At 59.4% G+C, this 21689-nt stretch carries 26 protein-coding genes and 2 pseudogenes; 19 read left to right on the top strand and 9 right to left on the bottom strand.

Features of this window, described 5'->3' with window-relative positions; genetic code table 11:
• The first annotated feature begins 22 nt into the window (after positions 1 to 22).
• The 13 genes from RQ479_RS32165 (at position 23) to RQ479_RS32105 (ending at position 11404) form a co-directional block, all read left to right on the top strand.
• Positions 23 to 349: a succinate dehydrogenase assembly factor 2 gene (locus RQ479_RS32165; protein WP_376706242.1), complete on the top strand. Its 327-nt coding sequence runs from the start codon at positions 23 to 25 to the stop codon at positions 347 to 349.
• Positions 350 to 366: 17 nt separating this feature from the next.
• On the top strand, positions 367 to 747 hold the full coding sequence (gene sdhC, locus RQ479_RS32160; protein WP_376706241.1) for a succinate dehydrogenase, cytochrome b556 subunit: 381 nt from the start codon (positions 367 to 369) through the stop codon (positions 745 to 747).
• Positions 748 to 756: 9 nt separating this feature from the next.
• A complete protein-coding gene (gene sdhD / locus RQ479_RS32155) occupies positions 757 to 1173 on the top strand; it encodes a succinate dehydrogenase, hydrophobic membrane anchor protein (RefSeq protein WP_376706240.1) in 417 nt (138 codons plus the stop codon).
• A gap of 9 nt (positions 1174 to 1182) precedes the next feature.
• A complete protein-coding gene (gene sdhA / locus RQ479_RS32150; protein ID WP_376706239.1) occupies positions 1183 to 2976 on the top strand; it encodes a succinate dehydrogenase flavoprotein subunit in 1794 nt (597 codons plus the stop codon).
• 111 nt (positions 2977 to 3087) lie between these two features.
• Positions 3088 to 3867, top strand: coding sequence for a succinate dehydrogenase iron-sulfur subunit (locus tag RQ479_RS32145; protein WP_376706238.1), 780 nt, complete (start codon positions 3088 to 3090; stop codon positions 3865 to 3867).
• Positions 3868 to 3901: 34 nt separating this feature from the next.
• The gene (gene fumC, locus RQ479_RS32140) at positions 3902 to 5338 is read left to right on the top strand and encodes a class II fumarate hydratase (RefSeq protein ID WP_376706237.1); all 1437 of its coding nucleotides are present in this window, start codon (positions 3902 to 3904) and stop codon (positions 5336 to 5338) included.
• Between the two features lie 26 nt (positions 5339 to 5364).
• The gene (locus RQ479_RS32135) at positions 5365 to 7017 is read left to right on the top strand and encodes an NAD-dependent malic enzyme (protein ID WP_376706236.1); all 1653 of its coding nucleotides are present in this window, start codon (positions 5365 to 5367) and stop codon (positions 7015 to 7017) included.
• Positions 7018 to 7169: 152 nt separating this feature from the next.
• Positions 7170 to 7874, top strand: coding sequence for a YoaK family protein (locus tag RQ479_RS32130; RefSeq protein ID WP_376706235.1), 705 nt, complete (start codon positions 7170 to 7172; stop codon positions 7872 to 7874).
• A 251-nt stretch (positions 7875 to 8125) separates the two neighbouring features.
• Positions 8126 to 8500: a hypothetical protein gene (locus RQ479_RS32125; protein ID WP_376706234.1), complete on the top strand. Its 375-nt coding sequence runs from the start codon at positions 8126 to 8128 to the stop codon at positions 8498 to 8500.
• Between the two features lie 128 nt (positions 8501 to 8628).
• Positions 8629 to 9105: a MotA/TolQ/ExbB proton channel family protein gene (locus RQ479_RS32120; protein ID WP_376706233.1), complete on the top strand. Its 477-nt coding sequence runs from the start codon at positions 8629 to 8631 to the stop codon at positions 9103 to 9105.
• Positions 9098 to 9685, top strand: a complete 588-nt coding sequence (locus RQ479_RS32115; RefSeq protein ID WP_376706232.1) for a hypothetical protein — start codon at positions 9098 to 9100, stop codon at positions 9683 to 9685. The genes RQ479_RS32120 and RQ479_RS32115 overlap by 8 nt, the downstream gene beginning before the upstream one ends.
• The gene (locus tag RQ479_RS32110; protein WP_376706231.1) at positions 9682 to 10197 is read left to right on the top strand and encodes a hypothetical protein; all 516 of its coding nucleotides are present in this window, start codon (positions 9682 to 9684) and stop codon (positions 10195 to 10197) included. The genes RQ479_RS32115 and RQ479_RS32110 overlap by 4 nt, the downstream gene beginning before the upstream one ends.
• 139 nt (positions 10198 to 10336) lie before the next feature.
• Positions 10337 to 11404 (top strand): nicotinate-nucleotide--dimethylbenzimidazole phosphoribosyltransferase, encoded by a 1068-nt coding sequence (locus RQ479_RS32105; RefSeq protein ID WP_376706325.1) that lies wholly within the window; start codon positions 10337 to 10339, stop codon positions 11402 to 11404.
• A 467-nt stretch (positions 11405 to 11871) separates the two neighbouring features.
• On the opposite strand, the gene RQ479_RS32100 is transcribed toward RQ479_RS32105, so the two are convergent.
• On the bottom strand, positions 11872 to 12729 hold the full coding sequence (locus RQ479_RS32100; protein WP_376706324.1) for an alpha/beta hydrolase: 858 nt from the start codon (positions 12727 to 12729) through the stop codon (positions 11872 to 11874).
• Positions 12730 to 12991: 262 nt separating this feature from the next.
• Between RQ479_RS32100 and RQ479_RS32095 the strand changes: the two are divergent.
• A pseudogene (locus tag RQ479_RS32095) lies at positions 12992 to 13185 on the top strand (4-hydroxybenzoate 3-monooxygenase); the annotation flags it as partial.
• 13 nt (positions 13186 to 13198) lie between these two features.
• Here the strand turns inward: RQ479_RS32095 and RQ479_RS32090 are convergent.
• Positions 13199 to 13366, bottom strand: a pseudogene (locus RQ479_RS32090) (3-oxoadipyl-CoA thiolase); the annotation flags it as partial.
• Between the two features lie 94 nt (positions 13367 to 13460).
• Between RQ479_RS32090 and RQ479_RS32085 the strand changes: the two are divergent.
• Positions 13461 to 13616 carry a hypothetical protein gene (locus RQ479_RS32085; RefSeq protein ID WP_376706230.1) on the top strand — a complete coding sequence of 52 codons (156 nt, stop codon included), beginning with the start codon at positions 13461 to 13463 and terminating at the stop codon, positions 13614 to 13616.
• Positions 13617 to 13895: 279 nt separating this feature from the next.
• On the opposite strand, the gene RQ479_RS32080 is transcribed toward RQ479_RS32085, so the two are convergent.
• Both RQ479_RS32080 and RQ479_RS32075 read right to left on the bottom strand, forming a co-directional pair.
• A complete protein-coding gene (locus RQ479_RS32080; RefSeq protein ID WP_376706229.1) occupies positions 13896 to 14354 on the bottom strand; it encodes a hypothetical protein in 459 nt (152 codons plus the stop codon).
• A gap of 58 nt (positions 14355 to 14412) precedes the next feature.
• Positions 14413 to 15015, bottom strand: a complete 603-nt coding sequence (locus RQ479_RS32075) for a hypothetical protein (RefSeq protein ID WP_376706228.1) — start codon at positions 15013 to 15015, stop codon at positions 14413 to 14415.
• 117 nt (positions 15016 to 15132) lie between these two features.
• On the opposite strand from RQ479_RS32075, the gene RQ479_RS32070 reads away from it, so the two are divergent.
• Positions 15133 to 15633: a helix-turn-helix domain-containing protein gene (locus RQ479_RS32070; protein WP_376706227.1), complete on the top strand. Its 501-nt coding sequence runs from the start codon at positions 15133 to 15135 to the stop codon at positions 15631 to 15633.
• Positions 15634 to 16071: 438 nt separating this feature from the next.
• Here the strand turns inward: RQ479_RS32070 and RQ479_RS32065 are convergent, their stop codons facing one another.
• Positions 16072 to 17097 carry an RcgR family putative quorum lactone hydrolase gene (locus RQ479_RS32065; protein WP_376706226.1) on the bottom strand — a complete coding sequence of 342 codons (1026 nt, stop codon included), beginning with the start codon at positions 17095 to 17097 and terminating at the stop codon, positions 16072 to 16074.
• A gap of 13 nt (positions 17098 to 17110) precedes the next feature.
• A complete protein-coding gene (locus RQ479_RS32060) occupies positions 17111 to 18700 on the bottom strand; it encodes an RcgA family putative transporter (RefSeq protein ID WP_376706323.1) in 1590 nt (529 codons plus the stop codon).
• Between the two features lie 268 nt (positions 18701 to 18968).
• Between RQ479_RS32060 and RQ479_RS32055 the strand changes: the two genes are divergently transcribed.
• The gene (locus tag RQ479_RS32055) at positions 18969 to 19313 is read left to right on the top strand and encodes a hypothetical protein (RefSeq protein WP_376706225.1); all 345 of its coding nucleotides are present in this window, start codon (positions 18969 to 18971) and stop codon (positions 19311 to 19313) included.
• On the opposite strand, the gene RQ479_RS32050 is transcribed toward RQ479_RS32055, so the two are convergent.
• Genes RQ479_RS32050 through RQ479_RS32040 form a run of 3 tightly spaced genes read right to left on the bottom strand, consistent with a single transcriptional unit; the run spans position 19310 to position 20618 of the window.
• On the bottom strand, positions 19310 to 19474 hold the full coding sequence (locus RQ479_RS32050; RefSeq protein ID WP_376706224.1) for a hypothetical protein: 165 nt from the start codon (positions 19472 to 19474) through the stop codon (positions 19310 to 19312). The two genes, RQ479_RS32055 and RQ479_RS32050, sit on opposite strands and share 4 nt — an antisense overlap.
• On the bottom strand, positions 19471 to 20019 hold the full coding sequence (locus RQ479_RS32045; RefSeq protein WP_376706223.1) for a thermonuclease family protein: 549 nt from the start codon (positions 20017 to 20019) through the stop codon (positions 19471 to 19473). Before RQ479_RS32045 ends, RQ479_RS32050 begins: the two co-directional genes overlap by 4 nt.
• Positions 20016 to 20618, bottom strand: a complete 603-nt coding sequence (locus RQ479_RS32040; RefSeq protein ID WP_376706222.1) for a hypothetical protein — start codon at positions 20616 to 20618, stop codon at positions 20016 to 20018. The genes RQ479_RS32045 and RQ479_RS32040 overlap by 4 nt, the downstream gene beginning before the upstream one ends.
• Positions 20619 to 20705: 87 nt before the next feature.
• Here RQ479_RS32040 and RQ479_RS32035 point away from each other — a divergent pair, with 87 nt between their 5' ends.
• Complete coding sequence (locus RQ479_RS32035; protein ID WP_376706221.1) at positions 20706 to 21359, top strand: lytic transglycosylase domain-containing protein; 654 nt, start codon at positions 20706 to 20708, stop codon at positions 21357 to 21359.
• Positions 21360 to 21371: 12 nt separating this feature from the next.
• Complete coding sequence (locus tag RQ479_RS32030; RefSeq protein WP_023720448.1) at positions 21372 to 21686, top strand: TrbC/VirB2 family protein; 315 nt, start codon at positions 21372 to 21374, stop codon at positions 21684 to 21686.
• Positions 21687 to 21689 lie beyond the last annotated feature (3 nt).

The following is a 21689-nucleotide window of genomic DNA, read 5'->3' as shown; positions in this document are numbered from 1 at the left end:
ATTCAGAAAAGGACGTTCAGATATGAATAGTCGCGTCTCATATGCATCACAGCGTGGAGATCTGGACGTCCGAAGCAAGCGAGTGTTGTTCCGCTGCTGGCACCGGGGAACGCAAGAAAGCGATCTCATCCTCGGTTCGTTTGCAGAGCAGTCCATCGATAAATTAGACGACGCTCAACTCTGTCGGCTCGAAGCACTGCTCGATTGCACCGACGCTGATCTGTTCGACTGGATCTTGGGCAACACACCGGCGCCGGCCGAACATGATCATGACGTGATGCGCTTGCTGCGCGGCTTCTGCGGAGCACGCCATCAAAGGCCCTTGCAGAACCGACAGCATCCAATCTGACAATCAAGGAGTACATCATGGAACGGCCGCTATCGCCCTTTATGTTCCCGACCTGGTACCGTTTCCAGATCACTTCGGCGCTGTCGATCCTGCACAGGCTTACGGGGATCGCTCTGGCAGTGGGATCAATCCTGCTCGCCTGGTGGCTGGTCAGCGTGGCGGCCGGGGGCGAATCCTTCGCCCGGACCCATGCGTTCATCGCCTCTCCAGTCGGATTGTTGTTGTTGTTTGGCTGGTCGATCGCCTTCTTCTACCATTTGTGCAACGGCGTTCGTCACCTGGCCTGGGATGCCGGCTACGGCTTTGAACTCCGCACCGCTTACCGCAGCGGCTACGGGGTCTTGGTAGCGACCGTTGTGCTGACCCTTATCACCTGGCTCTACGTGGTTCTGGCCTAGGAGGGCTCGATGACAAAGTCTTCGTCTTCAGCCAATTCAACCGCGCTGCGCGATGCGACAGTGCTCCGGCGCGTAAACCAGCTTGGCAGCGCGCGTGACGGGCTGCAGGAATGGCGCCTGCAGCGTTTGACGGCGCTAGCGCTAATTCCACTCGGTTTATATTTCGCCGCGTCGATTCTGTGGCTCGCCACGTCCGGCCGAACGACTGCAGCCGCCTGGCTTGCGTCACCCGTGCCGGCATTGCTCGTCATCCTTTTCGTACTTGCCGGATTCGCCCACGCGCTGATCGGTGTCCGTTCGGTGTTTCTCGACTATGTGCACACGCGGGCCCGCCGGCTTGCCGCAGAGCTGCTCGTCCGGGCAGTAGCGGCAATTCTCGCAGCTGCGAGTGTTCTCGCCGTCCTCAAGCTTTTTCTCGGTCACTAGGAGCTCAGTATGCCCAATGCTTACGACATCATAGATCACTCCTTCGACGTGATCGTTCTTGGTGCCGGCGGGGCCGGACTGCGAGCGACATTGGGGATGGTCGCGGCCGGACTGAACACTGCCTGCATTACCAAGGTCTTTCCTACGCGTAGCCACACGGTGGCGGCGCAAGGCGGGATCAGCGCTGCTCTCGGGAATATCGAGAACGACGATTGGCGTTGGCATATGTTCGACACCGTTCGAGGCTCTGATTGGCTCGGTGACCAGGACGCGATCGCATATATGTGCCGAGAGGCGATCGACGCGGTTGTGGAGCTCGAGCATTTAGGCGTGCCGTTCAGCCGGACCGACGCGGGCAAGATCTATCAACGGCGGTTCGGCGGGCATACAACCGAGTACACAAAGGGCGACATGGCTTATCGGGCCTGCGCCGCAGCGGATCGGACCGGCCACGCCATCCTGCACACTCTCTACCAGCAGTGTCTGAAGCACAAAGCGCGGTTCTTCGTCGAATACTTCGCCCTCGACCTGATCATGGACGAGGATGGTGTCTGTCGCGGCCTACTGGCCTGGTGCCTGGAGGACGGCTCGATCCATCGCTTCCGCGCCAACATGACGGTCATCGCCACGGGCGGATGTGGACGGGTGTATCAGTCCTGCACCTCGGCACACACCTGCACGGGCGACGGCAGCGCCATGGCGCTGCGAGCCGGGCTGCCGTTGCAGGACATGGAGTTCATCCAGTTCCATCCAACCGGTGTTTATGGCGCGGGCGTTCTGATCACGGAGGGCGCGCGCGGCGAAGGCGGGTATCTGACCAACAGCGACGGCGAGCGATTCATGCCCAAATATGCGCCGCGCGAGAAGGATCTGTCTTCGCGAGATGTGGTCAGCCGGGCAGAAGCCGTCGAGATCCGCGAGGGCCGCGGCGTCGGCGAGAAGAAGGATCACATCCACCTGCATCTCGAGCACCTGCCTGCGGACGTTCTCGATCAGCGCCTGCCGGGAATCGTCCAGTCGGCGCGCACCTTCGCCGGAGTCGACGCGCACAAGGAACCGATCCCGGTTATTCCGACCGTGCATTATGTCATGGGCGGCATTCCCACCAACATCAGAGCCGAGGTCGTTAGTCCGACCAAGGACAATTCCGAGGAAGTCGTCCCGGGTTTGATGGCGATTGGCGAGGCCGCTTGCGTCTCGGTGCATGGCGGCAACCGCCTTGGCACCAACAGCCTGCTCGATTTGATCGTCTTTGGTCGGGCCGCGGCGCAGCGCGCTGCGGAGTTGATCAAGCCCGAATCGCGTGTGCGCGACGCAGACGGCCCTTCGCAGGAAGCGGCATTGGCGCGCTTCGACCGAACGCGAAATAGCAGGGGCGGGAACAAGCCGGGTGAGGTCCGACCGCTCATGCAGGAGGTGATGCAAACGGGTTTCGGCGTATTCAGACGCGGCGACACTTTGAAGGAAGGGCTTACCAAGCTGATCGCCCTGCGCGATCCGCTAGACCGCGTGACCGTCGACGATCCTTCCCTGACGTGGAACGTCGGCTTGGTTTCGGCACTGGAATTGGCCAACCTGGCAGATCAAGCCGTGGTGATCGCTCACTCCGCGAACGCGCGCACCGAATCTCGAGGTGCTCATGCGCGCGAGGACTATCAAAAACGAGACGACGTAAACTGGCTCAAGCATACCGTTGCCTGGAAGAACGAGGACTGGAACGTCAACTTCGCCTACCGGCCGGTGCGGCTGGATACGCTCTCCAGCGAAGTGGAAAGTTTTCCGCCGGCAGAGCGCACCCACTAGGCGTCGGTCACCAAATTTTCTCCAGGGCTGCGGGTCCCCCAATCGGGATGCGGTCCCGATCCCCGGTCCGCGTCGGTCGCATCGCGCGCTCAAACAAGGAGCATTCTGAAAATGTCCGAATTTACGCTTCCCGCGAATTCAAAAGTCGGCAAAGGAAAACACTGGCCGTCGCCGACAAAGAGTGCCCAGGTCAAGAGCTTTCATATCTATCGTTGGGCTCAGGAAAATAACGCCAATCCGACCATAGATACGTACGACATTGACCTCGAACATTGCGGACCGATGGTTCTCGACGCGCTCTTCAAGATCAATGATCAGATCGATCCGTCATTGTCCTTTCGGCGTTCTTGCCGCGAAGGCGTGTGCGGCTCCTGTGCTATGAACATCGACGGGCACAACACGCTGGCCTGTCTCACCTCGATCGATAGCCTGAAGAAGGGGACGAGCCGGATCACGCCACTGCCGCATCTGCCAGTCTTGAAGGATCTCGTTGCAGACTTGACCGGACTCTATGCGCAGTACGAGCTGATCGAGCCGTGGCTGCAATCCGACCAACCGGCGCCGGATCGCGAACGACCGCAATCCCCGGAAGATCGTGCCAAGCTCGATGGACTGTGGGAGTGCATCCTCTGCTTCTGCTGCTCCACTTCCTGCCCGAGCTACTGGTGGAACCAGGACAAGTATCTCGGCCCCTCGATCCTGTTGCAGTCCTATCGCTGGCTTGCCGACAGTCGTGATCAGCACACCGGAGAGCGACTTGATCGGCTTGAAGATCCCTTCCGCCTCTATCGCTGCCACACGATCATGAATTGCACCAGGACGTGCCCGAAGGGGCTGAACCCGGCGCGGGCGATCGGCAACACCAAGCGGATGATGACCGAGCGCGCGTAAGCATCCTCGAGGCTCAGCAATAGGCGAGACCAACATGACACGAGTTCGTACGGAAGCCGACAGCTTCGGCCACATCGACGTGCCGGCTGACAAGCTCTGGGGCGCTCAGACCCAGCGCTCGTTGATGCACTTCAGCATCGGGCAGGACCTGATCCCGCGAGAGATGATTTCCGCCTACGCAATCATCAAGCGGGCCGCCGCCGTTACAAACCACGCTGGCCAGCGGTTGAGTGATGAGGTTTACGAGTTGATCACCCGCGTCTGCGACGAAATCCTTGCGGGCGAACACGACGAGATGTTTCCGCTTCATGTGTGGATGACGGGCAGCGGCACTCAGTTCAACATGAATGTCAACGAGGTCGTCTCGAACCGCTGCTGCCAGCTCGCCGGCACGGAGCTCGGCAGCAAGCAACCGGTTCATCCCAACGACCACGTCAACATGTCGCAATCGTCGAACGATACGTTCCCCTCGGCGATGCACATAGCCGCCGCCATCAATGTCAAGCAGCGATTGGTACCTTCTATCGCCGCGCTGCGCGACGCGATTGCGGCCAAGGCAGCTGAGTGGGACGACATCGTGAAGATCGGCCGCACCCATATGCAGGATGCGACGCCGCTCACCCTTGGCCAGGAATGGTCGGGTTATGCCGCGATGCTGGCGGACGACCTGGAGCGGATCGAGGCAGGGTTGCCCGGCCTCTACCGGCTAGCCCTCGGCGGTACGGCGGTTGGTACCGGCATCAACGCTGCACCCGGCTTCGCGGAAGCGGCGGCTGCGGAGATCGCCAGACTGACGAAGCTGCCGTTCGTAAGCGCACCGAACAAGTTCGCGGTTCAAGGCGCACATGACGCGCTAGTCCAACTCTCGGGAACACTGCGAACCCTGGCGGTGTCGCTTTACAAGATCGGCAACGATATCCGGCTGCTTTCGTGCGGCCCACGGGCTGGCTTCGCTGAGCTGCTGATCCCGCAGAACGAACCCGGCTCGTCGATCATGCCGGGCAAGGTCAATCCGACGCAGGCCGAGGCGCTGACCATGATCGCCGTACAGGTCATGGCCAATGACGTAGCGGTCGGTTTCGCCGGCGCCGGCGGCTATCTCGAGTTGAATGTCTACAAGCCGCTTATAATAGCAGACATCGCTCAGTCGATCACGTTGCTTAGTGACGGGTGCACGAACTTCCGAAAGTTCCTCGTCGAGGGCACGCAGCCCAACCGCAAGCAGATTGCCGAATATGTACGCCGCTCGCTGATGCTGGTGACCGCGCTCGCGCCGGTGATCGGCTACGACAAGGCCTCGGCGATCGCGCACTACGCATTGGAGCACGATCTGACTCTGAAGGAGGCAGCGCTGCAGCTCGGCCATGTCGACGAGGCGACGTTCGAGCGCGTGATCGATCCGGCAAAGATGGTCAGGCCTTACGTGGCCAACGAAGCCGATCAGAGCATTTCGACAATCAACAGCATCTGACAACCGCGAGTACATGGAGCAAAACGATGAATGCACCATCCAGGACGACTGCGTCGGCGCCGGAGCACCCCATAGGTTACGATCTGCTGCGCAATCCGCGTCTGAACAAAGGCACCTCGTTCACGCAAACAGAACGCCGCGCCTTGGGCCTCGAAGGTCTGCTGCCGCCCGCCGTGCTGTCAACTGAACTGCAGGTGGCGCGCCGCCACGACGAGATCTCAAGCCTCGATGACGATCTGCAGAAATATCTTGTGCTCTCGGACCTGCAGGCGCGTAACGAAACGCTCTACTACGCCGTCCTGATGTCGGATCCGGCCGCCTATATGCCGATCGTGTACACTCCCACGGTCGGCGAGGCGTGCCAGAAATTCGGCCATATTTTCCGCCAGCCGCGCGGCATCTATCTGCCGATCAGCGCGCACGGCCGCGTGAAGGAGCTGCTTTCCAACTGGCCCGACAAGGACGTGCGCTTCCTTGTCGTGACCGACGGCGAGCGCATTCTCGGGCTCGGGGATCTCGGCGCCGGCGGCATGGGCATTCCAATTGGGAAACTCTCTCTGTGCACGGCCTGCGCCGGCGTGCCGCCGCAAAACTGCCTGCCCGTCGTCCTCGACGTCGGCACGAACAACCAGGCTCTACTCGACGACCCACTCTACTTGGGACTGCGGCAGGGCCGCGTTCGCGGTGACGAATACATGGCGTTCGTCGAGGAATTTGTCGCAGCAGTACAGCAGCTCTACCCGAAATGCTGCATTCAATGGGAAGACTTTGGGAACATCAATGCCGTGCCCATCCTCGAGCGTTACCGGAACGAGATCTGCACGTTCAATGACGACATTCAGGGCACTGCGGGGGTCGCGCTCGCTGGAATCCTGGCCTCCTTGCGCATCACAAAACAGAAGATCACCGATCAGCGGTTCCTGTTTCTCGGTGCAGGCTCCGCAGCGACCGGGATTGCGGAACTGATCAGTCAGGCCATGGCCGGAGCCGGGATGGACATAGATGAAGCAAGGCGTCGCAACGCTCTATTCGATCTCAATGGTCTGCTCGTCACATCGCGCAACGATGTTGCGGCGTTTCAGCGCCCATTCGTGCAGGACCGGTCGCCGATCTCGACATTCCTCGAGGCGGTCAGGACCCTGAAGCCCACGGGGATCATCGGGGTCAGCGGGGTGCCAAAGCTGTTCACCCGTGAGGTGATCGAAAGCATGGCGGAGTTCAATCCACGGCCGATCATCTTTCCCTACTCCAATCCGACCTCGCGCTCCGAAGCCACGGCGGAAGAAGTCTATCGCTGGTCCGACGGTCGCGCCATCTTTGCCAGCGGCAGCCCGTTTCCCCCGGTCGAGCTCGACGGCCGGAAACTCGTCCCGAACCAGGGCAACAACGTCTACATCTTCCCTGCGATGGCTATGGCGATCTTCGCCACCGAGGCCAAGCGCGTCACCGAGGACATGTTCCTCACCGCCGCGCAGGCCATCGCCGAGCAGGTCAGCGAGGAGAACCTCGCGGCAGGGCTGATCTACCCTCCGCGCGAGCGGATTTTCAGCGCCTCACTGCATGTGGCCGAGCGAGTTGCAGCTCGCATCTTCGAACAGGGGCTGGCGCGGGTACCGCAGCCGGACGATGTCGGCGCGCTGATCCGCTCGAGCGTCTACCGCCCGGTCTACCCAGCTTGAGGCGAAGGTCAGTCCATTGGCGTAGCAAGCATCGGACCGAAAAGTGCGAAGCGGTTTCTCGAATGAGTCCGATGCCCAAACAAAAGATAGAGTGGCGAAAGCCATTCCGTTTGAGCGCTCGCCGCTCTAGGCGCTAGCTCGCAAGGCGGGCAATGACCTTAGCCAACCATCAGTCGGAGCGCGGTCGAATCCTGGCTTTGCTGGTGCTGAGCGCCACTGCGGGCTCGACGGATGCGATAGGCTTTCTTGGCCTCAACGGCCTGTTCACCGCACACATCACCGGCAACATGGTCATCCTTGCCGGCCATCTGGTGGCGCAGGGCAGGGCGGGAGTCGCGGAGATGATCTCCGTACCCGTATTCATGGTGGTGCTCGCCCTGGCCAGGCTGTTTGGCCTAGTGCTCGACCGACACGGAAAGGGGGCGGCTGACTTTGCGCTCCTGATACTCCAGTTCGCTCTTCTGCTCGGCTTCTTCCTTCTCTGTCTCCCGCTTGGCAACACCTTTGACACCGAGGCGCCGTGGGTCACACTGGCGGGCATGTGCGGCGTAGCGGCCATGGCGGTCCAGAACGTCCTGGTGCAGATATCGATACCCGGTGCTCCCTCGACGGCGGTCCTGACCACCAACATCACGCGATTCACGGTCGCCGCTATTGAGAGCGTTGCAGGTCCCGCAACAAGTCGCGGGGCCGCGCACGAAAAAGTCGCAGCAACCTTCCCGCCGATCGTCGGGTTTCTCGTCGGTTGCGCGGCGGGCTGTGTTCTCGAATGGCAAATCGGCCTGCCTGCCCTGCTGCTCCCGGTCTTGCTCAGCCTCGCTGCGCTACTAGTCAAAGTTACGCAGCCGACTCTTTGAGCACGATCGGCCCCGATCTAGCAGCACGGTACAAGCATAATTCCGCTGGGGTATGTAAGTTAGAGGAATGGACGCCGACTCTGACGACCATACTATATTGGCCTCTATTCCTATGAACTTGAGGCAGCAAGATGGTGTCAGGGCCATTGCTGAACAGTTTGGCCAGACGCAGGAAAAAGTCGGCGTATTGCACTGAATTCAACCGCAGCGACGGCTGAGTGGTCGGCCTTCGCCAGAATTCGGAGATTCCGATGTCCAACGAAGCTCTCTTACTAAAAACACGTTCTGCGTTGACGCGCATCAAGGCGATGGGCGCGGCAGTCTCGCTGATCGCCATCTCCGCCACGCCGGTGGCGGCTGCATCGCCAGCGGCCACGGCGAGCGGGTTGCCCCCGTGCGGCTCGCGACCGGAAATCCTGAAACAACTTTCCAGCCGATTCAAGGAAGCGCCCGTTGCCCTCGGCCTGTCCAGGAACGGCTCAGTCGTCGAAGTTCTGACCAGCGAGGATGGCGAGACCTGGACGATCTTGGTCAGTCAGCCGAACGGCCCAAGCTGCCTCGTCGCCATCGGCGAAGGCTGGGAAGAATTGAAGCGGGTCGGCGCCAAGGGCGAGCGCGGCGCCTGATCGATCGAATCAATCGCAAAAGAAGGAGCGGCAAGATGGTTGATGTCTATTCCCGCGAAAGCGCACCGCGCCAAAAGCCGTGGCCCAGTCCGATTGCTCAGAACTTATGGCCAGAGCAGGCAGCTGACATGGGACCGCACGCCGTTGCCCGTAGGCTGTCGGAAACTCACTCCTACCACGTTGCGCCAAAGGCGTTCCTGTCGCGGTTCATCGTTCTTCAGGCGATCGGCGCCGCCGGAATCGTGGGCCTGTGGGCCGTCGGCATTGCCGGCAAACCATTTGCCGGCGACAACGCGTTTCTGTGCTGGCTGATCGCAGCCATCGGCGCCCTCGGCATTTTGTGCGTCTTCTTCCAGCGCTGGCGCGATGTCGATTGGCTGGCGACGCATGTGGTGCGGATCGGGCTGCTCGGAACCGTGGTTGGGCTCATCGTCGCTTTCTCTGCGGCGCGCGCCGGCGGCTCGGCCGACCCAAATGCAATCCGGCCGATGATCGCATCGGTCATCGACGGCATGTATGTCGCGCTCTATGCGACGCTGCTCGGCATTGCCACGAACCTATGGCTCAAGATCAATCTTCGCCTGCTGGGTAACTTCGATGGATGAGGAAACTCTTACTGTCTGGCTCGACACCGCTCTCCTGATGCTCGGCGGCTTCGTTCTCATGACCGTGCTCATGATGACAGTGATGAATCCACCTGCCAAGGCGAGCGAGACCGACGGCGTCACAGCGCCCGGCAACGTCACCGTTGAGACGCAGTGGCCCGACAAGCTCGACGCCGATGTCGATCTGTGGGTTCAGGCGCCCGGCGATGTCCCGGTTGGCTACTCCAACAAGAGCGGCAAGGTGTTCGATCTGCTGCGCGACGACCTCGGCATGGCGCAGGACATGACCGACTCCAACCATGAGGTCGCCTATTCTCGGGGAGCACCCACAGGCGAATACGTCGTCAATGTTCACATGTATCGCGGCGTCAACGTCAAATACCCCGTCCCGGTGAAGATAGCCGTCAATGTAAAGCGCGATGCCAAGTTGTCAGCTCCGGTGGCCACAACGACGGTCCAGTTGCGCAAGCCCAACCAGGAGCTTACCGCCTTGAGATTCCGGCTCGATTCGACTGGCCAACTGGTGCCAGGCAGCATCAACAGCATCTTCAAACCCCTGCGCGTGGCGGCCTCCCAATGATGATCGCTCCCGTCATATTCGCCCTGCTGCTTGGCGCGTTCATCTTCGTCATCCTGCCGCATGCAGGCATTGCCCGCCGCACGCTCTCGGTCGGCATCTTCCTGGCGCTGATCACCGTCGTCTATGTCGGCGCCAGCGAGCTTCTTGGCCGTCCCAAGCCCCTCACGCTCGAGTGGCGCGACAGGGCAAAGGCCCAGGTGGTGGGCGCCGTTCCGGTTGAGAACCAAGCCATCTATGTGTGGCTTACCACGCCCGGCTCGACTGAGCCGCGCTTCTATGTGCTGCCATGGAGTCAGCAAGCCGCGCAACAGCTGCAAGATGCGATGGGCAAGGCGGAAGCCGACGGCACTGGGGTAGAGATGAAGATGCAGGCCACCGACGCCGGTCTCGATACACGCGAGCCGATGTTCTACGCACTGCCTCAGCCGGCTCTGCCGGCAAAGGACTATCAGAGCGGCGAGCGCCCGCTCGTCTATACGCAGCCCAGCCCCACGGCCGATGAGACGCTGTAGCCGAGCATGCCCACGCCAACACATTCGTCTCGCAAAGCTCGCCCCCTCTCTCACCGTGTAAACACCGTTGCTGCAACGTCGCGAAAGCGCTGACAGTGCATTTCTCACCGAGAACCCGGACATGGCAATTCTTTCGTCAATTGATTCCTGCCTGCCCTTCGACAATTATCGTGCGCTCATTGAGCGGCTGCCGCCGCTGGATGAGCACGCGTTTGCTCGCGTTCGCAACGATTTTGGCCGCATGGCCAAGCCTGAAAAATCGCTTGGCCGCATCGAAAAGGTTGCTGCTTGGCTCGCCGCTTCGACGGGTCGGCTGCCGACCGTTCAGCGCCCGGTCGTGGCGATCTTCGCCGGTAATCACGGGATCTCGCGACATGGCGTCTCACCGCGTCCGATGGGCGCCACGCGGCGTTTCGTCGAGCTTGCGGCGGCCGGCGGCGCGGGAGTCAACCAAGTCTGTGCATCCCACGACCTCGGGCTTAAGCTGTACGACCTCGCCCTCGACCTGCCAACCGCCGATTTCACCACAGGCGCCGCGCTGGACGAGGGAGGCTGCGCTGCGACCATGGCATACGGTATAGAGGCGGTCAGCGATGGCGTCGATCTCATGGCGCTGGCGAGTGTCGGCGTCGGCGGCTCGACTGCCGCCGCGGCGGTATCGGCCGCGCTCTTCGGCGGCAGCGGTGCCGACTGGGTTGGCGCTGGCTCAGGGGCCGATGCTACGATAATCGGCCGGAAGGGGGAGATCGTCGATCATGGGCTCGCCTTGCACTCCGGCCATCTCGAGGATCCGCTCGAAGTTCTACGCCGCTTGGGCGGACGCGAATTCGCGGCAATCGCCGGCGCAATCATCGCGGCGCGGACCCAGGTGGCCGTTGTCCTCGAGGGCTTTGCAGCGACAGCGGCCGCGGCTGTGCTCCATCGCGCCAATCCCGCGGCACTCGACCACTGCCTGTTGGCGTATGTCTCCACGAGCGAGCCCGGCCATCGTCAACTCGCGGAGAAAATCGGCCTGACCCCACTCTTCGATCTCGGGATAGGCGAGGGGGAGGGCACCGGCGCCGCGCTCGCCGCCGGCATGGTCAAGGCGGCTGGGCTCATCCATTCAGGCATGCTCGCAGCGCTGCCAGCAAGACGCGACGCAGTCATTAACGATGACGCGCCCGCTCCTCCGAGTCGCCTACCAGAGAATTTGCTGGTGAGCTGACCGGCCTGTGTTGCTGTTCAGGGGCGCGGCGAGACGGACAAATAGACTCCATCGGCCAGCGTCGGACCGCCAAGGACGGTGCCAAACCGGTCTGAAGCGGCCGAACTGAGAACGGCATCGCCCTCCGCCGCGGCAATCTCCAGGAACATTGCCTCGATGTGCCCCGGTGAGAAAATGATCAAAAGGCGAACAGGAATGTCCCCGAGATTGACACAGGCATGAGGAAACACCCTTCTCGACGGTCATCGCGTCGCCGGCCGGGATATCCAGCCTCTCATCGCTATTGGCTATGTGCAGCGTGCCTTCCGAAACGAGGAAGTGCTCATCTTCGTTGGCGTGGATATGCATGGGCACACCGTTGCAGGCATCGCGGACTGCTTCATCGTAGATCCCTGCTAAATGGCTGGTTTTGAAAGACTCGTGTTGAGGCCGCCCGATGGCCTATCTGGTAGCGCTAACGGAATCTTCTAGCGGTTCAATCCCGTGGCGCGACCAGAGGCCGCAGCGTCTAGTCGTCGGCTGGCAGCCAATCTCTGCTGTCCCAGCCAATCTCGCTGCGCGGCTGCTTGCGAGATGAGCGCGGCGATCTCATGCGGGTGGGAGATCAACGACAAATGGCTCGCCTTCACCTCGATGGTCTTTGCGTTCATGCGCTTTGCCATGAAGCGTTCGAGATCCGGATTGATCGTGCGATCCTCGGTCGAGACCGCATACCAGCTTGGCTTCGAGCGCCAGGCCGCTTGCGTTGTCTTTCCGGTGAAAAGCTTGTCGGAGATCGGGCCCTGGACGGCGTAAAGGATGCGCGCCTTCTCGCGAGGAATATCGCCAGCGAAATCGCGCAGGAAAGCCTCCTCGCCGAGCTTGCCATAGCCTTCGGACCAGACGAGGCCGGCGGAGGCGGGCGGCGCCGCAAAAGTCTTGGCGAGCGCCGTGTAATCTTCGCCGGCATCCGGCGCGCGCGCCGCGACATAGACGAGCGAGGACACCTTTGGATCCATTCCTGCCTCGGAGACGATCATCCCGGCAAAGGAGTGTCCGACAAGGACTGTCGGTCCATCCTGGAGAGCGATCGCACGGCGCGTTGCCTCGACACCAGCCTCCAGCGTTGTCAGCGGATGCTGGACGACGGTTGCGTTGAGGCCTGCCTGTTGAAGCTGGCCAACCACTTCCGACCAGCACGAGCCATCGGCATAGGCGCCATGGACCAGAACGACATTGCGAACCTTGGGGGCCGTCTGCGCTCGCGTCGTGTGGGAGCCGGCCAATATGCTCGTCGCCACCCCAGCGACGAGCGTGGCGGAGAAAGTGCGCCTATTCATCACGATCGTGGATTCCTTGGGAGTTGACAGGGTTGCGCCGATTCGGCCGAGATGCGGCGCAATTTGTTGCGCGGCGCTCACGTCCAGTCTTCGCAGCCCACCCGTTCCTCGTTACAGCCGTCACCGCTTCGTGATCGTCTGGCCTCCGGCATTCTCTCCAAGCACAACGGTAGGCAGGCAAAGAAACGGCGCCTGGGGGTGTGCGGCTCGATCCCAGCCGCCCGTCGGCGAACTTGTAGGTATCGACGTGTTTGCCGACCAACCCGCAGAAAGCTATTCACAAAAGGCACTGGCCAGGGTGGGGAAAGCCGTGCGCTTTTCTTGGTGGATGACGACGATGCTGCATCGGTTCCCTGACACTGGCGAGTTCGGCCAGCGCATCCAGGAAGCCGAGCTCGACTATCTCGTGCACTCCAAGGCGGCGTCGACCGCATTGCGGATTACGTCGGCTTTCCCTATTGATCGGCGGAAGCCGTCAAACTCCGTCCAGTGCTATCGCTATGCCCTGGCCGACGCCGATGGAGACGGTGGCAAGCGCGTAGCGCCCCGCCCGCGAAGCTCGATCGCCGGAGTGCGGTGATGCGGGCGCGCACATACCGAGCGGATTGCAAAGCGCGATGGCGCCGCCATTCGGGTTGACGTAGACAAGCCCTCATTCGACACTTGAGCCACCGAACCCCCGTGCCGTCGCGGTGAAGTTGGAGCCTCCAGAGGCCGGACGACGGTTCCGTCCCCGAGTGACGGGTAGAGCGATTGTCGACGAGTGTCTTGCCGAAGCCGACCGGGATGCGGACCAGTTCGAGCGGCTGCGGCTGCGGCTGCGGCTGCGGCTGCGGCTGCGGCTGCGGCTGCGGCTGCGGCTGAAAATAGCTGATTCGATTTCTATCGCCTAGCAAGTTCCATAAGATAGATTATGCGACTTTTACAAGTGTAAATTAATATTTCTTTACATTTTAACGTATTATAGCACTTTATCCAGGTCTTTCCGATAGTCATAAACAGAAATCGGGTCAGCTTCCAACAGTCCAGCCAACTTTACGCCTCAGATCGAGAGATCGCTGTTCTCACCGTCTGATTAAAACTCGGCGGCCGACTATGGACTCTTCCTAACCGCCGGAGTCCCAAGTCAGACTATATCGGCCTTCGCTCGCTCGCGTCCCCTCTCGGTGCACTCACTTGTGCGGCATGCAATAGACGCCCTCGGACTCCATCAGCACCGCGCCACCCTTCAACTCGCTCAGTGCGCCGACCCACGCTTGCGAATAAGTGCGGCTGGCATCCACGGCCGTCAGCCAAAGAACGCGATTGTCGACCAATTCAACTTTAACTTCCTGCTGCAAAGGACTCCCCTGCACGGTCTGTTGATAGTGGCGTTTGATCCTGACATTGCTGGCCGGAAACTCAGCATCGTTGCTGCCGTAATTCAGCACAAATCCGGTGTGGTCCTCAGCCACCGAACAACTGCCATCGCGCTCGCACACGATTTTGGCTGCGGTCTTGCAGTCCCATTTCAGCGAAGCCGGCCACATAGGGTTGTCCACGTTTGATCGCGGCTTGTCGGTCTGACCAGCCACCGCCAACACTGTGCCTATGTTCATAATCACAGCGGACAGGAGAAGCGCCTTGAGCACTTCAAACCTCCTTGAAATTGTCACCGTCGTAGCACCTCGTCCTGCGTGATCGCCTGGCTCATGGGATGTTGAGAGTGAACCAGCTTTTCTGGCGCACGCCGTTCGCGTCATCATACTCGATGAACCAGGGCTTTCCGCGCATCGGTCGAGGGATGGTGTAGTAGGTGGGACCATTACCAAGGGAATGCCCTCGATCGTTTCCCGCGGTCTGGATTGTTGCCGCAACCACCTTACCGTCGATTTCGATTTGGACCGGACGTGATCCGTCTCCATGATGCCCGCCGAGGACGTTGTTTTTGAAAACAACGGGCAAGGGGAGCCTATCGGCCGCGATGCGGCAGATGTTTCGTTCTTGACCTATGCCCGGCCGATCGGATTCGGAGCTGCCAACTGCTTGCCAGCCAGATGGACAATCCTCATACTTCTCATATCTCGCCGCGCTGGAGTTGGCTTGCGGACAGGTCGGCCAATTAAAACCCGGGGCTTCCATCGCCGCAATCAACTTGTAAATTGGCGGGTGGCATGAGGGGGTGCCTTGCCAATCGCCGGAAAGACATAGGAGAACCTGACAGCCCCATTCCGACGCTTTTGATTGGGATGGAAGGGCTGCGGCGCCCGCGATGGCGACGGCACCCCCTAGTAGGAATTTGAGTATGGTCATAGCCTTTTCCTCGCTGCAGATTTGACAGTTTACTATGGATGATCCGCGCGAAAAAGGACAGGTCGAAAAGGCAGGTTTGTGCGACTACATCGATTTATGAAACGAGACGACGGAGGCGTGGTCAACAACCCGTTGCGCGCCAACATTGCACTGACGCTTGAGCGGGAGAGAGCCAGACGCGGCCTATCCCATATGCACATGGCCGAACTGTTTCGGACCGCCGAGGGCGAAAAACTGGCCTATCGAACCTACATTCAGACAGTGCGTCAGAAAAATAATGTCACATTGACGACGCTGCAGATCATGGCAAACGGCTTGCAAGTGTCTTTTGCAGGACTGCTCGCCGGCGGTAAGAAAGTTCCGGAGTGGGTGCATCGGTTGGACGACAATGCGATCCGTAAGAGGCTGGCCCACATCATCGATATTGAGCGACAACGACGTACTTTGCACCGCTATGAGATGGCTGAGCTCATCGGCGTGGCGGAGGCGACATACACGAAGCTCGAACGCGCGAGCGGTAACATCAGCGTGGACACGATTGCCGCGATCGCCCAGGCGTTGAAACTTGATCCAGCGACCTTCCTCTTTTCCGAAAAGATCCCCAGAACTGACACCTAGCTAGCCGCCCCACGAGTGTTCCTAAACGGCCTATAATTCGCCCCTGCCGCCGCCGCTCCTATGCCCCTGCCGTCAGCCCGGCGGCCGACTAGCGCCCCCCGCCGCGCCTGTCGGGCGGCCGCTGGCGTCATCGTCGGCTGTTGGCGCTAGGATGATAACGGGACGTTGACATGGACGACTGTGCCGGCGCCGTGAATGCTTGCTGATGAAGAGCTTCCCTTGAGGGTCGAAACCATATGAGAACAAGCCGTCAATCCTGCCGGCGCGTGTCGAGAAGAAGGGTGTCGTGGCCTTTTCGACAATTGCCAGTGTCATGCCTGCGCCTTTGTCGGCCACTTCCAGGGGTCGGTTCCGCCAGGTGGCGCCCTACATTCATCACTTTTGTGTCGTGATGCCTGCCAGAGAATCTGCTGGTGAACGGACCGGCCAAAGCCAAACTCATGCTCGCCGGGCCGACTTGTCAGCACGCGACAGAAACCGCTTCAAGCTCAAACCGGCCAACAAAATATAAGGCGGTATGGCGAGCGAATAGTGACCGCAGTTTAATTCCATAATATTTGGCCTAGCCCCGGCGTCCTTCAGCCTCTGCATGAACCTCTCCGATAGCTCTGGCAACACCACTTTGTCTCTCTTAGCCAACACAACTTGAAGATCGAGATCAGGTCGTGCCAAACTATGCGCGTAATTCTCCAAGTTAAGTGGACCCCAGGCCCTTCTGAGATCGGTCAGCTCAATCTCAGGCTCAAGGCTATCGCGTATCGATCGTGTCGCGCGGCCCGTCCAGACCATATCCGCTAGACTCCCCGCCGTCAGAAACAACGAGGCTTTTGACACAGCCAAATCGTGTGCCGCGACTATGGCCGCAACCCAGGAACCTAAGCTCATTCCGAGAACCGAAATCTCTCGATAGCCTTCGCTTTTCAACCAACGTATGAGTTTTCGCCCATCCAACACTGCCTGCCTTACAGATTGAATCGTTCGACCGAGATTAGGGCTAAGCATATAGTCGGCGTGCACGGAGCCGGGCCGGCTGCGTTCGAAGTGATAAGGCATAGCAATCTCGACAACCGTGGTGCCACGCTGCGAGAAAAAGTTGGCAATTTGACGATTCCGAGAGCTTGCATTCCAATGGTGAAAAATCACCATCGCCTGATCTAACGACCCGCTTTCTGTGATTTTCGCCGAGACGACATTGTTCTGTTCGATATCAGTAGAAATGTCGGATGGAAATTTGAGCCACCCATCTAGCTTTTCAAACCCCTGATCACTCACATTCGGACCATCGAAAAAGGCTGGATCAGCCACGGCTTCGTCCGCGAGGGCACAGAATTCCTCGATACTCGTTATCTTCTTTGCACCTGGAAAGGCGCGCTCCGCGTCAAGGACGAAATCCGTTGGTTTCTTCCCTTCCTCACCGCGAAGGGCCCGGCGTTCGTCCCAACGATCTAGCCAACTATGAAACACTCTGATTGTTTCCTTACTCGCTCGCTCGCCGGCGGCCTAATCCTGGATCGAACAGGCCGTATAGTGCGACTAGCACTGAAATGGCCAGAAGGGTCGAAAAGCCGGCAAACGCGTCGATCAGCAAGTAGCTGACAACAAGTAACGCCACGACCGCTGACATCTTCCACAAAGGCGCATGAAATCGACCTCCGACACCTAATCGGATGGAGCCGTACAGAAATACAAAACAGGTCGAAATAACGATAAGAAGGCTACTGTAATGGGTCGGCATACGATAGCGATACCCGGTGCTGACATCAACGCGACCTTGGAAGATCGAGGACATATCGCCGACCAGCCATGCCACAATATTCTCACCACCGGATGCCAGATAAGAGCTTTGGACTTTCATCCATATGGCGACCAGAACCCCCAAAACAGTACACCGAAAAACCCCACGCATCACTCTGAGGCCGGCTTCATTGAGCTCTTGCTGATGTTCAACATGCGGCAGCTTCTTCAATCCGCCTCCAATTCTCCAAAGATCATGAACAATCGTATAGAGCAAAATGAGGCCAGCGAAGAAAAGATAAAACACCAGGCACATGTATAGGTAAGCGACCCCCGTAAAGATTACTGTTTCAGGGACAGATATGACCTCAGGACGCACAAGAGCTATTTTTCCCCAATCCATGGCATAGTTGCTACCGCCCTTCATCAATGGGATCAAGGACACGCCGATCCATTGAAAAAGACCCGCGAACAGCAAGCAAATCAAAAAAACCGACCAATATGTGTAGGAGGAAGCGTCAACGTTGCGCAACCAAGCGTCGTCGCTTTCCGGCTGATCGCTCTGCGCTGCGAGCTTTTTGCGCCCCTCATTTTTCCAGAAGTCCAGCAACTCAATAACGAAGAAGAAAAACAGCGGCAAGAACACCATAAAGTCGAGTGTCCAATTTGCGGCCCAAAGGAATCCAACCTGCTTAACGAGCCCGTCCGCTCGCTCGTAGGTGACGTTGTGGATACCAATGATGTACGACAAGAAGCCGAGGGCGGTCATGCCGGCAAACACCGACGCCGGTAAATTCAGGGGAGATCCGTGACTAAAAAACGCCTCCGATTTCCTCGCCAAACTAAAATGCTGGCTTGGCCCCTTGGCGTCAGTATCCCGTGTGGGCTCTGCCGGGGGGTCTGTCTCATTATCGAAGGTCGTAGTCAGTGCCGTATCTGGAATCTCTTCTGCAACGCTGCTTCCGGCTCTCTTCCATTCTCGTCTCTTGGCCGATAACCGCGATTGGGCCGCGCTAAGCTCCATCTGCCATTCGCTAGTTGCGGCCGGATCATCGCATCCAAAAACCCTCGCCAGCCAACGAATGTTGGCAGTGCTAATTCCCTTGTCGTTCTCTTGAAACCAAAGCTGCACCGTTCGCAGATCGACCCCAACCCGGTTAGCATCAATCTGTGAAATCGCCTCTGCAAGGAGCTCGGGCGTCCATGGGCCTGCAGGAAACCCGTCTTTGCCCAACAGTCGACCCGCACCTGCCGCCGCCAGTCGTTTGAACAATTCTTTGAAATCACTCCCATCGTTAGGCGGAGGGAGAAATAATTTTCCGTTCCTAAACAACAACTTATAGGCTCTAGTTTCGTTCCGTTTCGCCAGGCTTCGTATCCTATCGTGCCTTCGTCCTCAATCAACGTTTTTATCAACTCGATTTGGCCGGCACGCCTACAATCTGAAACGTTTTGTCTGGTGGCAGCGGCGGAGTGTGACCGCATGAGTGAAAGTAGGGGAAGCTACAGGTCAGGAGCCTGAGAAACAGAGGGATGAACCCCCTATTTTTCTCGCCTGCCCAGGTATCATTTACGAATTGTCATGCGCGAGGATCCGGTCAATGCCTATTCAATTGGTCTGTCGCAACGGAGTGATGGCAACGGCTGAAGACGTCCCGAAATTGATTGCGGAACATCGTCAGAGCGTCGCTGAACTTGAACGTATCGGCAAGCGTGCGATGGAGGCAGAGGGTACGGATGCTATCTTGCTGGGTCAGAGACTGGACGCGGTCATGGCGGAAGAGGCCGCGGTGCGAAGGCGTGCTGCCATTGCTCCAGTAGCCACTATCGAGGAAATGAAAATGAAGGCTGCTTACTTTGAACGGCTGACGGCTCATGACTGGTGCGAGGTTGATGTCGACGATTTTCGCGCGTTGCTCGGTTCCTTCGCGAAACTCCGGTCCTAGGAGAAGAGCGCTGAAATCCATGCAGCCACGGTGTTCCAGGCCGCATACATCCCTGCGGGCACCAAGATGATCGCCAAGAACGCCGCAGCTCCGACAATAGCGCCGTCGCCGCGTCCTTCCACGGGATAGTAATATTTGTGCGCCTCATCGTCGTGCTTCATTGTTGTCTCTCCGATCGCTTATTTAGCAGCAACTGAACAGGATGCTGAAACGTCGTGCCCCACAAACCTGCACGTTTCATCTTAGCGTTGATTTCCGCGACGAGGTAGTTCTCATTGACGGCTTTGCCCTTTGCTGTCGTTGCGGCAAACGCGTATCCGGTCGCTATGAGCGCGGTGCCGACGTCGATTGTGTCGCCATTGAGCTGTGCACCGCAGACGACAAAGGCCGCCTTGTCGAGGGCGTAGCCGATTGGCTGGCATGTCACCGCAGCGCTATCGAACAGCGCGGCCAGGTGCGCCAGCGAGATGTTCCCGCAATCGAGTTTGTTCCCATTTGGCTGTTCAGACGACGTGCCGCGAAGACATGACTGCACGCCATAGAGGCGGAAAAGGTGGTCGCCGTCACGCCACGTATCTCCAGTCAGCAGTTGAGCCGATTTCGATACCGCGAAGGGCGTTGGCGCGGCAGATTCGGATGCGTCCTGCGCGTGTGCCGATACGCACAAACCAAAAGCGGCCAGCACTGCAAAGCGCGCCTGTCTCATTCCTGGAACTGTGCACCGAGGTCAGCAGAGTGCTCCAGATCGGGGCGCAGCGACTTGCCGTCCTCGTTGCGTCCGATTGCGGCCATGTCGAAGAAAACCATTTCGTCATCGTCGTAGGCGACGTTGTACGGGTCATTTGTATTGCCCGCACCCACGAGAGAAAAACACGACACGGCGTCTGGTTCCCCCTTCCTGCTTTGCAGCACAAGCGTTTTGCAAAGCACGACAGAAGCCCGATCGTTGTAGATTCCCTCTTCATAGTCCTGCGCGGCCTTCGTGCAATCCCACTCCTGCGCCTTGTAGGTAATCTTCGGTTTTGGGCAGGCCGCGAGGCCGCGCAGTCGATAGGGCACGCCGTTGATGACGCGCTCGGTTGCCGACGGCACCTTGACCGGCGAGCTGAGGGCGGCCGCATCGCGCTGAAAGAGCGCGCCTTTGGCATCGTAGCGTTCATAGACGAACATCTTCTCACCCCGCTTGGCAAACTGAAGCAGGTATCGCTCCGAAGGCTGCGCGAAGGCATTTGGGGCGTCGGCGCCGGCGGCATGGGCCACGGCACCCTGGAGCAGCAAAGCCGTGCAAAGGGCAATCTGTTTCATCGAAATCCGTCCCTGCGGTGCATATGGTGTTGACACTTTACTAGGGCTGCGTGTAGCCATAGTAAAGTGTTAAATTTTGGCGACAGTATGAACACTCGAACAGCTCTTCTGCTCACTTTGTGTGCCGCTACAATGCCCTTGGAAGCGCACGGCCGGGATCTGGCATCAGACCGCGTCGCAGTCGCCTTTGCAACGCCCGCGCAAGCCCTTCCCTCAGTCGGGGCGCAGAGGCCTGGGGCGTGCAAGACCGGAAACCGTACTGAAGTCGCCGAACTTGTGCGTTCAATCGCGCAGGACGAAGGCTTCGACGCTGATCTGGCCGAGGCGATTGCATGGGCTGAAAGCGATCTCGGCGCCAATCAGGGTCCGTCCAAGGCCGGAGCCCTTGGGGTCATGCAGTTGATGCCGGGGACGGCGGCCGATCTCGGCGTGAGCGACCGTTGCGATACGCAGGTGAATGTTCGGGCTGGCCTGCGATATCTGAAGTCCCTCTATGACGAGTTCCAGGATCCGCTGCTGATGCTGGCGGCTTATAACGCCGGGCCCAACAGCGTCTACAAGGCGCAAGGCATTCCGGTGAATCCGGAGACGGCTGATTACATCGTGAAGATACTGAACCGCTGGAAGTTCGGCGGTGTCGTGAAGAAGTCCGCCCTGACCAAATCCGAAATGCTCGCGGCCGCTCCGCCAGCAAGCGGAGACGCTTGGCAGGAGGGTCATGTCATGGATTTCGGCAACTGAAAGGAGCCAAGGGTGGAATACAGGAAAGCAGGCAAATTTGCTCTGAAACTGGCCTTGGCCTCGGCGGTCGGAATAGCGCTGGCGCCAGCCACCGCATACGCCCAGTCGGCGGCGCCAGTCGAAAACGTGCTGGAATGGTTCGTCGGCGTTCTGCAGGGCAACATAGCGCGCTCATTTGCCATCATCGCGGTCTGTTTTCTCGGCTTCCTCGCCATGACGGGGCGGCTGGCGTGGATGATGGCTTTTTCCATCATCATCGGCATCGCTCTGATCTTCGGCGCTGCCCAGCTGGTGGATGCGGTTCGCGCCACCGCGGGAGGCAGCTGAGCC

This window comes from Mesorhizobium sp. ISC25, from assembly GCF_042295465.1.
Lineage (GTDB): Bacteria > Pseudomonadota > Alphaproteobacteria > Rhizobiales > Rhizobiaceae > Mesorhizobium.
The sequence above is the reverse complement of the archived record's forward strand: the minus strand, read 5'-3'. Positions and strand labels throughout refer to the sequence as shown.

Bases quoted from the DNA above. Each gene is read 5' to 3' on its own strand.
- RQ479_RS32165 (WP_376706242.1), top strand. From the start codon at position 23: ATGAATAGTCGCGTCTCATATGCATCACAGCGTGGAGATCTGGACGTC.
- sdhC (WP_376706241.1), top strand. From the start codon at position 367: ATGGAACGGCCGCTATCGCCCTTTATGTTCCCGACCTGGTACCGTTTC.
- sdhD (WP_376706240.1), top strand. From the start codon at position 757: ATGACAAAGTCTTCGTCTTCAGCCAATTCAACCGCGCTGCGCGATGCG.
- sdhA (WP_376706239.1), top strand. From the start codon at position 1,183: ATGCCCAATGCTTACGACATCATAGATCACTCCTTCGACGTGATCGTT.
- RQ479_RS32145 (WP_376706238.1), top strand. From the start codon at position 3,088: ATGTCCGAATTTACGCTTCCCGCGAATTCAAAAGTCGGCAAAGGAAAA.
- fumC (WP_376706237.1), top strand. From the start codon at position 3,902: ATGACACGAGTTCGTACGGAAGCCGACAGCTTCGGCCACATCGACGTG.
- RQ479_RS32135 (WP_376706236.1), top strand. From the start codon at position 5,365: ATGAATGCACCATCCAGGACGACTGCGTCGGCGCCGGAGCACCCCATA.
- RQ479_RS32130 (WP_376706235.1), top strand. From the start codon at position 7,170: ATGACCTTAGCCAACCATCAGTCGGAGCGCGGTCGAATCCTGGCTTTG.
- RQ479_RS32125 (WP_376706234.1), top strand. From the start codon at position 8,126: ATGTCCAACGAAGCTCTCTTACTAAAAACACGTTCTGCGTTGACGCGC.
- RQ479_RS32120 (WP_376706233.1), top strand. From the start codon at position 8,629: ATGGGACCGCACGCCGTTGCCCGTAGGCTGTCGGAAACTCACTCCTAC.
- RQ479_RS32115 (WP_376706232.1), top strand. From the start codon at position 9,098: ATGGATGAGGAAACTCTTACTGTCTGGCTCGACACCGCTCTCCTGATG.
- RQ479_RS32110 (WP_376706231.1), top strand. From the start codon at position 9,682: ATGATGATCGCTCCCGTCATATTCGCCCTGCTGCTTGGCGCGTTCATC.
- RQ479_RS32075 (WP_376706228.1), bottom strand. From the start codon at position 15,015: ATGACCATACTCAAATTCCTACTAGGGGGTGCCGTCGCCATCGCGGGC.
- RQ479_RS32055 (WP_376706225.1), top strand. From the start codon at position 18,969: ATGCCTATTCAATTGGTCTGTCGCAACGGAGTGATGGCAACGGCTGAA.
- RQ479_RS32050 (WP_376706224.1), bottom strand. From the start codon at position 19,474: ATGAAGCACGACGATGAGGCGCACAAATATTACTATCCCGTGGAAGGA.
- RQ479_RS32045 (WP_376706223.1), bottom strand. From the start codon at position 20,019: ATGAGACAGGCGCGCTTTGCAGTGCTGGCCGCTTTTGGTTTGTGCGTA.
- RQ479_RS32040 (WP_376706222.1), bottom strand. From the start codon at position 20,618: ATGAAACAGATTGCCCTTTGCACGGCTTTGCTGCTCCAGGGTGCCGTG.
- RQ479_RS32035 (WP_376706221.1), top strand. From the start codon at position 20,706: ATGAACACTCGAACAGCTCTTCTGCTCACTTTGTGTGCCGCTACAATG.